This is a genomic window from Oscillatoria sp. CS-180 (assembly GCF_028330965.1).
In the GTDB taxonomy this organism is placed as follows: Bacteria; Cyanobacteriota; Cyanobacteriia; order Phormidesmidales; family Phormidesmidaceae; genus Halomicronema.
Genome location: NZ_JAQMUB010000034.1, coordinates 1 through 14664 on the forward strand (window position 1 = coordinate 1; position 14664 = coordinate 14664).

10 protein-coding genes, 1 tRNA gene and 1 pseudogene are annotated in these 14664 nt (G+C 50.2%); 8 read left to right on the top strand and 4 right to left on the bottom strand.

All coding sequences use genetic code 11. The features are described 5' to 3' along the window. Positions 1 to 378 precede the first annotated feature (378 nt). From PN498_RS08300 to PN498_RS08315, 4 genes are all read left to right on the top strand, one after another. Positions 379 to 2619: a hypothetical protein gene (locus PN498_RS08300; RefSeq protein WP_272062262.1), complete on the top strand. Its 2241-nt coding sequence runs from the start codon at positions 379 to 381 to the stop codon at positions 2617 to 2619. Between the two features lie 298 nt (positions 2620 to 2917). Further along, a complete protein-coding gene (locus tag PN498_RS08305) occupies positions 2918 to 4432 on the top strand; it encodes a D-Ala-D-Ala carboxypeptidase family metallohydrolase (protein WP_272062263.1) in 1515 nt (504 codons plus the stop codon). Between the two features lie 12 nt (positions 4433 to 4444). Next, a complete protein-coding gene (locus PN498_RS08310; RefSeq protein WP_272062264.1) occupies positions 4445 to 5149 on the top strand; it encodes a lysozyme in 705 nt (234 codons plus the stop codon). A gap of 359 nt (positions 5150 to 5508) precedes the next feature. Beyond that, positions 5509 to 6648: a site-2 protease family protein gene (locus tag PN498_RS08315; protein ID WP_272062265.1), complete on the top strand. Its 1140-nt coding sequence runs from the start codon at positions 5509 to 5511 to the stop codon at positions 6646 to 6648. A gap of 77 nt (positions 6649 to 6725) precedes the next feature. Here PN498_RS08315 and PN498_RS08320 read toward each other — a convergent pair. The 3 genes from PN498_RS08320 to PN498_RS08330 all read right to left on the bottom strand — a co-directional run bounded on the left by PN498_RS08320 (position 6726) and on the right by PN498_RS08330 (position 8648). Further along, positions 6726 to 6802: transfer RNA gene (locus tag PN498_RS08320), tRNA-Met, on the bottom strand. A gap of 351 nt (positions 6803 to 7153) precedes the next feature. Continuing rightward, complete coding sequence (locus PN498_RS08325; protein WP_272062266.1) at positions 7154 to 8107, bottom strand: asparaginase; 954 nt, start codon at positions 8105 to 8107, stop codon at positions 7154 to 7156. Positions 8108 to 8147: 40 nt separating this feature from the next. Continuing rightward, the gene (locus PN498_RS08330; RefSeq protein ID WP_272062267.1) at positions 8148 to 8648 is read right to left on the bottom strand and encodes a CGLD27 family protein; all 501 of its coding nucleotides are present in this window, start codon (positions 8646 to 8648) and stop codon (positions 8148 to 8150) included. A 465-nt stretch (positions 8649 to 9113) separates the two neighbouring features. On the opposite strand from PN498_RS08330, the gene ftsH2 reads away from it, so the two are divergent. The 4 genes from ftsH2 (at position 9114) to PN498_RS08350 (ending at position 14424) form a co-directional block, all read left to right on the top strand. Continuing rightward, positions 9114 to 11000 (top strand): ATP-dependent zinc metalloprotease FtsH2, encoded by a 1887-nt coding sequence (ftsH2, locus tag PN498_RS08335; RefSeq protein WP_272062268.1) that lies wholly within the window; start codon positions 9114 to 9116, stop codon positions 10998 to 11000. A 506-nt stretch (positions 11001 to 11506) separates the two neighbouring features. Then, complete coding sequence (locus tag PN498_RS08340; RefSeq protein ID WP_272062269.1) at positions 11507 to 12115, top strand: hypothetical protein; 609 nt, start codon at positions 11507 to 11509, stop codon at positions 12113 to 12115. 140 nt (positions 12116 to 12255) lie between these two features. Then, positions 12256 to 13344, top strand: a complete 1089-nt coding sequence (locus PN498_RS08345; protein ID WP_272062270.1) for a glycosyl transferase — start codon at positions 12256 to 12258, stop codon at positions 13342 to 13344. Between the two features lie 267 nt (positions 13345 to 13611). After that, on the top strand, positions 13612 to 14424 hold the full coding sequence (locus PN498_RS08350; protein ID WP_272062271.1) for a hypothetical protein: 813 nt from the start codon (positions 13612 to 13614) through the stop codon (positions 14422 to 14424). A gap of 101 nt (positions 14425 to 14525) precedes the next feature. Here the strand turns inward: PN498_RS08350 and PN498_RS08355 are convergent. Beyond that, positions 14526 to 14664 (bottom strand): annotated as a pseudogene (locus PN498_RS08355) (IS4 family transposase); the annotation flags it as partial.

The following is a 14664-nucleotide window of genomic DNA, read 5'->3' on the forward strand; positions in this document are numbered from 1 at the left end:
GGGCACCCAGATGCTATTGGGTGCCCAAGCCCATAATCAGATGGTTTGCCGTCTTGTCTGAACGGAACTGGCGATAGCTATAAAACACAAGCACAGGAGCTATGCTTCCCGTGGCCCTATTGGAGGGTTGGGTGTGCAATCGGGTGACCCAACTGGGTGAGGATGATCCCCTCTTAGATAATGACCATGTGTGGGTGGGGAGGACAGAGAGCAGCAGCCTATCTTCGAGAGGTTGAGTGCGCCCCCCAGCAGGAATTTCTTCTCGCGACGGAACTTGGGGAACAAGAGTCAGGATGGAATGCCTTCGGTAAATTTACACGCCCTGACTCTTATACAGCACCAACAGTCTCTGACTTAGATTGCGTATAGAAAAGAATCATGACCTTTTTGCCAGTTCTCAATTTATCTGCCCTGGATGGCAGCAACGGCTTTGTTCTCAACGGCATCGATGCGGACGACTCCTTAGGAAATTCAGTCAGTGAAGCAGGCGATGTCAACGGTGACGGGATTGACGACTTCATTATTGGGGCTCCCGGCGCTGACAATACTGCTGGCGCAAGCTATGTGGTGTTTGGCTCGAATACCAGTTTTAATGCTCAATTTGATCTCTCGACCCTCAATGGCAGCAATGGCTTTGTCATTAATGGCATTGCTGCTGAGGACTTCTCTGGAGTTTCTGTGAGTGCGGCAGGAGATATCAACGGTGACGGAGTTGACGACCTGATTATTGGGGCTTCTGGTAGAAATAACCAAACCGGAGAAAGCTACGTCGTCTTTGGTACGGATGCTGGCTTTGATGCCCAATTCAATCTCGCAACACTGAATGGCAGCAACGGCTTTATTCTCGATGGTGTCAGTGTTGCTGACCTCTCTGGAGCTTCGGTCAGCGGAGCGGGCGATGTCAACGGCGACGGTATTGATGACCTGATTATCGGGGCTCCTAATACCAACGCTAACGGTAAAACCTATGCTGGAGAGAGCTATGTGGTGTTTGGTTCTAATACCGGCTTTAGCGATCGCCTAAATCTTGCAACCCTTGACGGCAATAATGGCTTTGTGCTTGAGGGCAGTGGTGCTGCAGACTTCTCTGGAGGTTCGGTCAGTGGAGCCGGCGATGTTAACGGCGACGGGATTGACGACCTGATTGTTGGGGCCGACCGAGCTGACTCTAACGGCAACCGATCGGGTGAAAGCTACGTCGTATTTGGCACAGATGAAGGCTTTGAGGCCCGACTTGATCTTGCGGCCCTTAACGGCAGCAATGGTTTTGCGATCGCCGGCGTCGACCGGGCTGACCGCTCTGGATTTTCGGTGAGCGGAGCAGGTGATATCAATGGTGACGGGATTAACGATCTGATTATTGGGGCCCCTGGTGCTGGCCCCAATAATGCTGGCGAAAGCTATGTGGTGTTTGGCACAGATGAAGGCTTTGAGGCCCGGCTCAATCTTACGACCCTTAACGGCAGCAATGGTTTTGTGATCGATGGCGTTAGTCCGGGGGGCGGCTCTGGATTTTCGGTGAGCAGAGCAGGGGATATCAACGATGACGGCTTCGCTGATCTGGTTATTGGGGCCTACCGTGTTAGCCCTAACGGCAATCGGTCTGCTGGCGAAAGCTACGTGGTGTTTGGCTCCGAGGTAGGCTTTGGTGCGCGCCTGGATTTGGCAACGCTGAACGGCAGTAATGGCTTTGCGATCACCGGTATCGATGCTTTTGACTTCTCTGGACGTTCGGTTAGTGCGGCGGGAGATATCAATGGCGATGGGATTGATGACTTGATTATTGGGGCTCCTGATGCCGAATCCAGCAATGACCAAGAGGCTGGAGAGAGCTATGTCATATTTGGCCGGCGATCGCTAGAATCAGCCAATAGTTTTTTGAGCTTCGAGCTATCGCGACAAGTTATTCGTCCGCTCGTCGGCGACATTCCCTATACCCCAGTAGAAGTTGGCGGCATCAATCTGGGTCATTTCTTCGATGAGGGCTACTACCTCAATCAAAATCCTGATGTCGTCGTCGCTGTCGATAGCGGATTGTTTAGTTCTGGATTCGACCATTTCGTTCAATTTGGTTTGGCGGAGGGACGCAACAGTAATCCTTTGTTTAGCGAACAAGGGTACCTGGCCGCGAACGCCGATGTTGCCAATGCGGTTAATGACGGCTTGATAGACAGCGGACTGCAACATTTCCTCCTTGCTGGTCATCTAGAGGGGCGCAATCCAGGTCAGTTGTTTAACGAAGCCGAATACTTAGCGCTTCATCCCGACGTTGATGCGGCGGTGCAGGCCGGTGACTTCGGCAGCGGCTTTGAGCATTATGTGGAAGCGGGCGCACCAGAAGGACGCTTACCCGAATTCTCGCTGTTCCAAGAGGATTTCTACCTGGCTCAGAATCCTGATGTTGCAAGTGCTATTGAAGCGGGAGCATTTGTTGATGGTTTTGCCCACTTTGCTCAGCTTGGCGCAATTGAAGGGCGTAACCCCAGCAGTCTATTCAGTAATGAGACCTATCTGAACGCGAATCCTGATGTCGCGGCGGCTGTTGAGCAGGGGAACTTGCCGTCTGGCTTCCTACACTATGCAGCTTTTGGAGCCGCTGAAGGACGCGCTCTCGTTTAAGAGGCAGGATTCACAAGGACAGTAGACACCCAATTCATCGAAAAGATGGCTAATCCCTGACTATTTTGCCGTATGGCAGTTCTGCTTTTGTCAGGCAAGGACATAATAGGACAGTCTCACGCAGCGTTGCGATAGCAACAGTCAGTCCAGCTAGGACCAAACTGCGAGCCTGATTTCCTTTATTTGAGACGATCGCCTATTGGAGGTCTCAAATCATCAGGCCAAAGCTATTGTTAGCAGAGTCTCTTCTGGGGACGGGGCGATCGCGTGAGACAGTTTGCGTGAGGACACGAGCACCATGGGAACCTGGATCAAGGAAACGGACAAAGCCCTTTATCTAATGGATGGCGGTTATTACATCGATTCCATACCTAAGCGACCATCGACCACCAATCCCAAGGAGCAAATCGCCAACATTGAAGCGCTAAAAGCTTGGTTTCGGCGAGCAGACAAACCCCGGAGGATGACCGTCTCCGTTGGCACCGGTGCACCGGAACCTGCCCCCATCCCTGCAACCGATCCTCAGCCTGTGCCTCCTATGCCTGAGTCACGTCCCAGTGAATCGGGTGCGCCGGAGCATGACGGTATGCGGATCAAGATTATTGGCGATACCTTTTTTAAGCGATCGCTCAAGAACTCTAGCCAGCTGAGCGATCAGGACAAGGTTCAGGTTCGAAACGGTCAAACGTTTGACATTGAGTACTACACAGACGTAGGCCAAAACCACTGGCTGGTGGAATTGCTTGAGCCGACGGTAGGCGATCGTCAGACCACGAGTTGGTACGTATTCGCTCCCCACGTCGAACTTATTACCGCTATTCGGCTCACTGTGATCAGCGATACGTTGTTCAAACATGAGCCAAAGCTCTCTATTGATTTACCGGCATCAGCTAAGAAATTTGTCGGTAACGGAACACAGCTGATGCTCTTTGCTTACGAACCTGCCGCAGGCAACCACACGAAAATTCAACTCGCTAACACAATCCCCAATCTTGATAAAACCAGACCCTGGTACGCCTTTGCACCAGACATCCGAATTAGAGGACAGCATCAAGTCCTTCAAGTCATCAGTGACACGTTGTTTAAAGCCCGACCTGTTCAGTCCATTGACCTCGCTGACAGTGACAAAGTCTTTGTTAGAAATAAAACGATTTTTTGGGTGCAATCCTACAGTCAGCCTGAGAATCTACACATCAGAGTTGCCTTGCAGGGTGCTTTTCTAGGGCCGCAGAACCGAAATACCTGGTACTGTTTCATTCCAGATATCCGCATCCTGGGATCCAGCATTGGTGATAACCTATATGACCCCGATAGCCGCAATCGAGACGTATCCAGTCCTACGGATAGAGGCGTACCGCTTCAGTTTCCTGGCTTCGAAGGAACTTACTTCTCCAATGATCCCATTTATTTCGAGACACAGTACGGCGATCGCGGCCATTTCACCTGGGGACAGGCGCTCCATGCCGATGCGGAAACCGGATTTTACAGACGTCCAGAGAATGCCAACGTCGTCTACAACATTCTAGATATGGCAAAAGTGATGGAAGACATTCAACGCCGATATGCCAACAAGCCCATTCAAATTACCTCTTGGTATCGTGATCCAGAAACCAATGCTGCGATCGGCGGAGCCTCTCAATCCCGTCATATGGCTGGAGATGCGGTCGATTTCGTTGTTCCCGGCGTTCACCCCTACGATGTTTATGCTGACTTGAATCCGTGGTGGGGGAATCGTGGCGGACTGGCGAGTTCCACCGTCTTTACCCACATTGATATGCGGGGGTATGGGGCTCGGTGGGACTACGGCTATTAAGGAGGCATCACGATGGGCACTTGGATTAAAGAAACTGACGAGGCGATTTATTTGATGGATGGCGGGTACTGGATTGATCGTATTCCCAAATCCCCATCCGTCACAAACCCTAAAGAACGAGTCCTAGACCTCTCGGCCCTTGAAACCTGGCTCACTCGTGCTGATGCCCCTACGGCAATGGTCTTTTCCATCGGTACGGGATACTCTGAACCGCCTCCCGCCCCTGCCCAGCCTCTGCCTCCAACAAAGTCAAACACTAGCATCAATGCCGACGGGCTACGGATTGTCAAAGATTTTGAGGGGCTTGAACTGAGGGCCTACCAGGATTCTGTTGGCGTGTGGACCATTGGCTACGGTCACACCTCCATGGCAGGACAGCCGGACGTGTATCCCGGCATGACGATAACCGAAGCCGAAGCCGAGCGCATCCTGCAACGGGATTTGAATCTTTTTGAACAAGGCGTTGAAGACGCCCTTACCATCAACACTAATTCAGATCAGTTTTCTGCAATGGTGTCCTTCTCGTTCAATGTGGGTCTAGGAGCCTATCGGGATTCAACCCTGCTGCGAAAACATAACGCTGGTGATTTTGCTGGAGCCGCAAACGAATTCTTGCGATGGGTCTTCGCCGGTGGACAGCGCCTAGCTGGGTTAGAGCGTCGTCGTGATGCCGAGCGCGCACTCTATCTCAGTCAGGATTACACCCGATTTCTGTAGCGCTTATAGTCTGGCTCATGTGCTTGAGTGCAGTTTAGAGGGAGTGGGGCGGGGAATGGGGAGTCAGGAGGGAAGTGGGAAGTGGGGAGTGGAGTGATCTTATTGCATTTGCACATCGCTGTAGCACATCTTTAAGGCGCTGTGGAATTGAGACAGCAGGAAAAGTAGGAGATCGATTGTCTTAAAGACATGGGCTGGACTGTCCTGTCTAATCCTTCAAGGAAACCCGTACTATTCCTTTCGGTCTTTACAGCCCCTCATGAATGAGACGCCCGTTAACCTTTCGTTACACTTGAGTCATTAAGCGGAATGACTTCGAGAGTAGTCAGACTGCGTATACAGTTTTTGAGGTGCCTCATATGAATGGCAACTTGCGGGCGGGCAGCCTATTCGGGATTCCCTTCTATGTGAACGTATCCTGGTTTTTGGTCTTAGCCCTCATCACTTGGGATTACGGCAGTGGATTGGCAATGGCTTTTCCAGCCTTGCCAGGAACAACGCCATGGCTGTTGGGATTGGTCTCGGCGCTGCTGCTCTTTGGTTCAGTGTTAGCCCATGAACTGGGTCATAGCTTTGCGGCGATGCAGCAAGGAATTGGGGTGAACTCCATCACACTTTTTCTGTTTGGTGGCTTAGCTGCTCTTGAGAAGGAGTCTGAAAGTCCAAGTGGTGCTTTTAAGGTTGCGATCGCAGGTCCTGCTATCAGCCTAGTACTCTTTCTCACGCTATTTACAGCAGGGCGGGTGTTGTCGCTCAGTGGCCCGGTGGGTGCGATCGTCTCTCTGTTAGCCTACATCAACCTAGCGTTAGGGCTTTTCAACCTACTGCCAGGATTGCCTTTGGATGGTGGCAACGTACTCAAGTCTATTGTTTGGCAGGCTACGGGCAATCCTTACAAAGGGGTAGCTTTTGCTAGCCGAGCTGGACAGGTCATTGGTTGGCTCGGAATCGGTTTGGGTGCCGCCTCAATCTTGGGTATTAGCTCTTTCGGCAGCGTGTGGACCCTTGTGGTTGGTTGGTTTCTACTGAGCAATGCCAATCGCTCTGCCCAATCAGCGACTGTGCAGCAGCGTTTGGATGGTCTAACTGCTGAGGATGCTTTGACAACTAATAGCCCTATTGTTGCGAGTCACACATCACTGCGCTCTTTTGCAGACAATATCCTCCTAGATTCATCTGGTAGGTGGCATAAATACTGGGTTGTTGATGAAACCGGGCAGCTCGTTGGAACTGTAACCCTAGACGCGCTGCAGGATGTGCCTCGCGATCGCTGGGCCAGCACCCCAGTTAGTACTGTTATGACTCCACAAGCATCACTGCCTACAGTCAGCTCGGATCAATCACTCCTAGACGTTGTGAAGTTAATCGAGGAAAAGAAGCTGCCTGTTTTGGCTGTGATTCGCGACAACGGCACTTTATTAGGACTGCTGGAGAAACGTTCTATCATCCAACTCCTTCAGAGTCGCTCTGAGGTAGTTCGTTCAGTCCCCGCTAACTAATTTCTTTGGGAAGGTAGTTTGTAGCCCATAAACCACAAAAGGCCGTCACTTTAGCTAGTGACGGCCTTTCAGCGATTTGGTGGCGGGGCATGGATTTGAACCATGGACCTTCGGGTTATGAGCCCGACGAGCTACCAGACTGCTCTACCCCGCGACGGCTTATCCACTATAACGAATAATGTTCAGATTCAACAATTAAATCCAAGAGAAATTTGGTTTCTTTTCGGAAATATTGGACAGAGAGATACTAACGCAACTCATTTAGTGCTTTGTAGAAGTTGGTTTTGTCTAAAGGGAAGCCAACACCTGCAAAGGTTTTATTGGTCCCCTTTAGGCGCTGTCATCATTTAGAGCGCTCAAATCCTTTAATAGAATGGGTTTCAACCCCCAGCTATAAATTGAAATGGGCGCAGCAATGCTGACATCATAAGGCTTCTAGAAGTAATTGCTGACGCACCGCAGCATCAACTGCTCCAAAAGCTACATTTTTAGCCGTGTCCACCCACTACATCAAATCTAGATCGCCTTGAATATCCAAGCGCTTGTATTCGCTTAGGATCATGTACTTGTCAGATAGCTCTTCAGACACGTCTGGCGTCAACCAGCCCAGTTGTTTCAGCAAATGAATAGCCGCTGCGTACTTAGCCCGCTTAGCCCCATCAAGAATCTTGATGGCTAGCCCCATACCTTGGCCTACCCGACCAATACACTGAATTCCTTCAGCACCCGATTTGCTGACTAAAGCTCCTTCTGTCAGCCGCATCAACTCCGTATCAAACGCTTCGGGACCTGCAACTAATTCGGGATGATGAGTCATAGCGCGAACGATGCGCTCCATCTCTAAATTGTCACCCGAGGCAAGCTTGGCGAACAGCGTTGCCATCTGATTTAAAGGCATCAGATAAGTTGGTGCACCACAGTCATCGTGAGCACCAATGAATTCATCCGCGGGCATGCCTAGCAGTTCAGCCATCGTCTGCAAGATAAAAATCTGTAGAGGATGGTTGCGATGCAGGTAGCTTTCTAGTGGCCAGTTGCGCTGTTGGCAAACCGCCAGCATGCCAGCGTGTTTACCAGAGCAGTTATGCTCTAATGGACTTTTGCCGCCGTGAGGAATGGGGCATTGAAGCTGGCTAGGCTCAAGCTCTGCTTTCCAGAGAATATGAAAAGCTTGCCTAACTTGTTCCATGTGGCCTCGGTGGGAAGCACACATAATCGCCAAGTCGCGATCGTCTAATCCATATCGCTCCAGAGTGCCTGAAGCCGCAACGGCAAGTGCTTGAAAAGGTTTGAGGGAAGAGCGAATAAAGGTCGCTGTTTCAGCATTGCCGGCTACAGACAGCATACGCCCACGGCTATCACAAACCACGGCATGGGCAACATGCACAGATTCGATAATCCCTTCCCTGAGAAGCTGAACTTCCAGTTCAGCCGATTGATAACGCTTAGCCCTAGTCATGGCTAAGACTCTTACATAGAGAGGTCATAAACTCAATGGCTTATAGAAACTGCCAAACTGTGACTAATCCTACTCCAAGCCCTAGCAAAGCACCCAACGTATTTCTTACTTTCTGTAATATGGGTTTGACTTGATAGTCCATGATGAGGCGATCGCGATTCAGCACATCTTCAGGTTTTTGCCAAACCTGACCGTCATACCAGCCAGACTCTTCATAGGGCACTGCGTCTTGCTGCAAACGCTGCCCAACATGAAGCCAGCCGACATATAACTGGGCCAGGGCCAACATGGGCATCGTTAGCGCTCCTGCAGAAGCCAACAGCACAAACGGTAGAGGATATCGTCCAGGTTTAAAGCTAGCCGCAACAATAGGACCCGAAATGATCCAGCTGATGACCCAAAGCATGACGACTGGTTTGAGATAGCCTCCGAAGGAACGGCCACCCCAGCTGTAGAACCAGGAATCGCGCATGTCTTCGTATTGATTGATTGGCAGCTGCTCTGGAGGAACGGGACAGCGGGACTTAATCACGGACATCATGCGCGAGAAAGATTTACATCGACACCTTAGCGCGAATCCTATGCCAGACGGTAGGCATTGGTAACAGGAAGTTTATGAGAGGTAGGCAAGTACCAATTTGCTATTGTGTTGATATCTCACCGTAAAAATAAACTCGAATTCTATTTAGGCAATTGGACTTGTTCGGTTAACACGAAAACGCATGGGTGAATTGCCCTAGCACAATTTTCTAAACGAATGGCTTGTATCAGCGTCCACGTTCACTCTGCGTTATGTCTTGACACAAGATTTGATCAGTCTTCAAGAATTACGTTAAATTTAATTAACATCACTCATACTTTTGGCTGCTCAGAGAATTTTCTGGGCAGGCCAATGACTTAAACAGTTCACTAAAGTTTTGTTTAGAGAAACGGTGTCTTTCACAGGCTCACACTTTAGAGGTTTGAGATTTTTGACGTTTAACGACGCTTTAGAGGCCAACTGGTTATGAAACTTTCTTGGAGAGTTGTCCTATTGTGGGCGCTACCCATTCTGGTTGTCGGATTTTTCTTCTGGCAGGGTGCGTTCTCGGGCAACGCAATGAACGCAGGGCAGAACACAGCTAGCACCCGAATGACCTATGGTCGTTTTCTCGACTATTTGGGAGCAGGCCGGGTCATGGCTGTTGATCTTTACGACGGTGGTCGAACCGCCATCGTTGAAGCAGTTGATCCTCAGCTAGACAATCGGGTACAGCGTTGGAGAGTTGATCTTCCTGGCAATACGCCTGAGCTGGTCACTCGTTTGAAGGATGCCAATGTCAGCTTAGATTCTCATCCACCTCGTAGTACTGGAGCTGTCTGGGGCATTCTGGGAAATCTACTATTTCCCTTTTTGCTGATTGGAGGTCTCTTTTTCCTCTTCCGTCGCTCCAATAATGTGCCAGGTGGTCCTGGGCAGGCGATGAACTTTGGTAAATCGAAGGCTCGCTTCATGATGGAGGCTAAAACTGGCGTTGTATTTGATGACGTCGCTGGGATCGAGGAAGCGAAGGAAGAGCTGCAAGAAGTTGTGACCTTCTTGAAAAAGCCTGAGCGTTTCACGGCAGTGGGCGCACGCATTCCCAAAGGTGTGCTATTGGTAGGTCCTCCAGGAACCGGTAAAACACTGTTGGCAAAGGCGATCGCAGGCGAAGCCGGCGTTCCTTTCTTCTCCATCTCGGGTTCTGAGTTTGTGGAGATGTTCGTTGGGGTCGGTGCCTCTCGTGTTCGCGACTTGTTCAAGAAGGCTAAAGAGAGTGCTCCCTGCATCATCTTCATTGATGAGATCGACGCCGTAGGTCGTCAGCGTGGCGCGGGCATTGGCGGTGGCAACGACGAGCGGGAGCAGACACTCAACCAGCTGCTGACTGAGATGGATGGATTTGAGGGCAACACTGGCATCATTGTCATTGCGGCCACCAACCGAGTTGACGTTCTGGACTCTGCGCTGCTGCGTCCTGGTCGCTTTGACCGCCAGATTTCAGTTGATCCGCCAGATATCAAGGGGCGTTTGGAAATTCTGGACGTTCACGCTCGCAACAAGAAGCTTTCTGAGGAAGTCTCTCTCGATGCGATCGCTCGCAGAACACCTGGTTTTACCGGAGCTGATTTGGCGAACTTGCTCAATGAAGCGGCCATTTTGACCGCTCGTCGCCGCAAAGACGCTATTACCATGACTGAGATTGACGATGCGGTAGATCGCGTTGTTGCAGGGATGGAAGGCACACCTTTGGTAGACAGCAAGAGCAAGCGATTGATTGCCTATCACGAGGTTGGCCATGCGATCGTGGGCACCTTGGTAAAGGACCATGATCCAGTTCAGAAAGTGACGCTAATTCCTCGTGGACAAGCTCAAGGTTTGACTTGGTTTATGCCGAGCGAGGATCAAACTCTGATTTCTCGGTCTCAGATTTTAGCTCGAATCAAAGGAGCATTAGGCGGTCGTGCCGCTGAAGATGTCATCTTTGGTGACGCCGAAGTAACCACAGGTGCTGGTAACGACCTACAGCAAGTGACTGGCATGGCGCGTCAGATGGTGACTCGCTTTGGGATGTCTGACTTGGGTCCCCTTTCCTTGGAAGGCTCTCAAGGGGAAGTCTTCTTGGGGCGGGATTGGATGAATCGTTCAGAGTACTCCGAGAATATTGCCTCTCGCATTGACGTACAGGTTCGCAATATTGTGGATACCTGCTACGACGAGACCAAGCAGATCATTCAGGACAATCGGTCCGTTATTGACCGTCTGGTCGATCTTCTGATTGAGAAGGAAAGCATTGACGGCGATGAGTTCCGTCGCATTGTTTCCGAGTACACAACTGTTCCTGAAAAAGAGCAGCTGCTTGCTCAGATCTAAATATTGTTGGCCTCTGAGATGACTGAAAGACTCGTTCTGAAAGGAGCGGGTCTTTTGTTTTCAAGCTATTCGGTGGTTGAAGTTAGAAGAATTTAGACGCCCTAGCAGCTTCCTAAAGTTCAGCAAAATAATGAGTCAGCTAGCTCTCTGCACTACGCTTGCCACATGAGCCTTCTACTGACCGTTTAGGACAGACTCAGATCTTGCAGTTGTCCCGACATTGCCTGACTTGGCCCCCCTGCCCCCCAAATTTGGGAGGTTCTGAGGTCGAAGTCCCCCAGAATTGGGGGATTTGGGGGCAAATACAGGATGCCGATGTACTAGTGCAAGATCTCAGACAGACCTAACATACTGATAAGTCGGCTGTCGTTAGATAAAACCAAAGACGGTTAGAGATAAGGAACTCGGTGCTGCCAATCCCTTTCTGAACGATACTTCTGGCGATCTGCTTATCAGGCTATTGCGTCTGTAATGCAGAAGGCAATATTGCGATGAGAGACAATTTTATGGAACTCCTGAAACCCGATCAGACGTATACCTTCAGCAAGTTTTTCGACCTCAAGCTGCCTGCCGATGAACTTGCAATGGAGTTCGGCTACAGCTTGAGTCGAACCAAGCTGAACTTGCCCCAATACTCGGATAGTTTGAATCGTTTGGAGAACCTGCGATCGCGAATCGAAGAGATTCTACCCTATGTTGATTTGTCCAATGAGACCTCGCGGCGGGAAATCTTGATTGCCCCTGTTGTCACGGAGGTGGTGCATTACACCAAGGCGCGACTCCGGATTGAATATCCCATTGTTGTCACGAATCAATTACAGAGTCTTCTAGATTACTTGCTGAGCAGTCAGAACGAACTCCTCGTTATTGAAGCAAAGCGTCAGGATTTAGACTATGGCATGACTCAATTGGTCTCCGAAATAATTGCTCTCGATCAGTGGAAACGCACGCCTGAACAACCCATCCTGATAGGTGCTGTAACGACAGGTAAGTTTTGGGAATTTGCCCGCCTCAACCGAGTCAGTAAGCACTTCGAACAAGGGCTGGAAAGCTATCGAGTCCCTGAAGATCTAGAACCGCTAATGCGGATTCTTGTCTACGCGCTGAAGAACTGATTTCAATTATTCCGTGAGAGGTTTCGGTATCTACAAGGGATTGTGCATCAAAATGTTCGACGGTGGATATTGGTTTCGAGAAACCCTCCAAACTCTGAGCCATTTGAAACGGCGGTGACGACAATAGGAAAAATCTGATTATGGGAAAGCGATCGCTGTACGTCTCAATTACCAATCACGGCTTTGGGCACACCACCCGCGCTACTTCCGTTGCCGCCACGGTTAAACAATTAGCTCCCGACATTGATATCATCCTGGCGACAACGGCGCCCCGCTGGCTATTAGAAAGCTACTTTTCCGAATCCTTCACCCATCGGGAAATTGCTTTGGATATCGGCGTCATTCAGCCAGACAGTCTGACGATGGACAAAACTGCAACCTTGGCAGCTCTCCAAGAGATTCAGCAAAAGGAAGCCGTGTTAGTTGAAACTGAGGCCGCTTTCCTGAAAGCGGCTAACGTGGGTCTAGTTCTGGCGGATATTCCTCCCTTAGCAGCTAAAGTCGCTAAAACGGTCAGAATTCCCTGCTGGATGATGAGCAACTTCGGCTGGGACTTCATCTACCGACCTTGGGGTGGCGAATTCATTGAAATTGCGGATTGGATTGCCGACTGCTTTGCTCAATGCGATCGCCTCTTCCGCCTACCTTTTCATGAACCCATGAGCGCCTTTCCCAGCATTACCGATGTGGGTCTTACAGGCGGCACACCAAAGCTGTCAGAGGATGAATTGCGATCGCGCTTCCAGCTCTCAGCCCCCAGAGCGAAAACCATCCTGCTCACCTTCGGCGGTCTTGGTCTCGCTAAAATCCCCTATGAAAACCTGAAACGTTTCTCAGACTGGCAGTTCATCACCTTTGATCGAGCCGCTCCAGACTTACCTAACCTTTGCAAGGTGAGCGATCTTGCCCTAAGACCTGTGGACTTTATGCCATTGTGCGATCGAGTCGTCTCCAAGCCTGGTTTCAGCACCTTTTCAGAAGCCTGTCGTTTAGATATCCCCATCGTCACCGTCACCCGCGACGACTTCGCCGAAGGCCCAGTCCTCGTCAACGCCCTCAAAGACCACAGCTATCATCAGGTCATGACACCCAAAGAGTTCGCTGAAGGCTCCTGGGATTTTCTTAAAGACGCCCCGGTGCCCCCACGAACCAACCAACGATTGAGCCAGCAGGGAAATGAGGAGATTGGCAGGGCGATCGTCGATTTCCTCAAAAACTTTACTGGCTAGAACAACTCATTGGAACATATGCATCTTTTGACCGGTTAAGTCGATCACCAATACTCTGAATGCCTACTTGGGCATAGGTGGGGCGCTTCACCTCTGGATCATATTTGAGGCTACGCTTCGACCCAACAACGACTCTGCTCCTTGTTTACCGTGGTTCCCTGCTGTATTCGGATAAAGCCAAGACTGCTGCCCTTTTCAAAGATTGCCTACTGATATCTTTTAGCTGCTGTACGATCACGTGGAAGCCTATATTTCTGAATTAAACGTATGCGATCGCGGCAACTCGACCGGCTTTCTCAACTTGCAACCGGCAAATGGCTCCTGCTCTCTTTGTTGATTGTGCTGGTGATTGGAGTAATTTTCTTCGCCGTTTCTCTCCCGCCTGCTTCCGGTCAATCTAGCACCGCAGATGCTGAATTGCTCACTAAGCAGATTGACTTTATTCTCAAGATAAATAGTGCCTTTCTGGGCTTCTTGGGTATTGTGGGTGCACTTCTGACTTGGTTCTTCAAAAACAATTTAGAGGATGCCAAAAAAGTTGCCAGCGAAATAGTCCGCCAAGAACTCGATGCGCATATTCAACAACGTGTGAGGGAAGAATTTCGATATTGGGAAATGAGCGCTCGTACCGAACGTGTCGTCGGGCAAACCTTGGTCAACTACTATTTGCCCGGAGGGCAAGCGGAAACAGCAGAATGTCTGTCCCTCAAAAATCGAGGATTTCGGCAGGTTTCTTTTTGTAGCCGCTTAGAGGAGGTCAGACGACTCTCTGAAGCGGATGTTGTCGTACTCGACTGCCAAAACTGGATGAAGACTCCCAATGAGAAAGTCGTTCAGCTCCACAAAGGGGTGCTTGTCGAAGCAAGTGAACAGCTCGTTAGAGAACAAATTGATGCGTTACGGGCTATCTCGCCTCAACACGGAGTGCTGGTAGTTTATATCCGTGGCAACGTTAGCTATCTCAATGACGCCAAATTTGAAAAAGCCTATGTTTTACCGGCTAATAATCAGGTAACGCTGCTAGGGCACGTTGTTAATGGCGCCTATGTCGCCCACAGCGATCGCACTATCGGTCAGTAATTTCGTAAGACCGCTTAGCTAAAGTATAAATAGCCGTTTTGTAGGAGAGGCGATCGCCATGACCATCACCCCAAATCGCGTTCGCTGGACAACCGCCGACCCTAAGTACAGGACAAAAGTTTCAACGTGTGGCGAAAGTCATCTTCAAAGAGTGGAGAGGGATTGAGCAAGAGCTGTCGAAGATAATCGAATCCTAAGCGAAAAAGACTCTTGGCTCGACGACCATGTTTTTTGATAGCA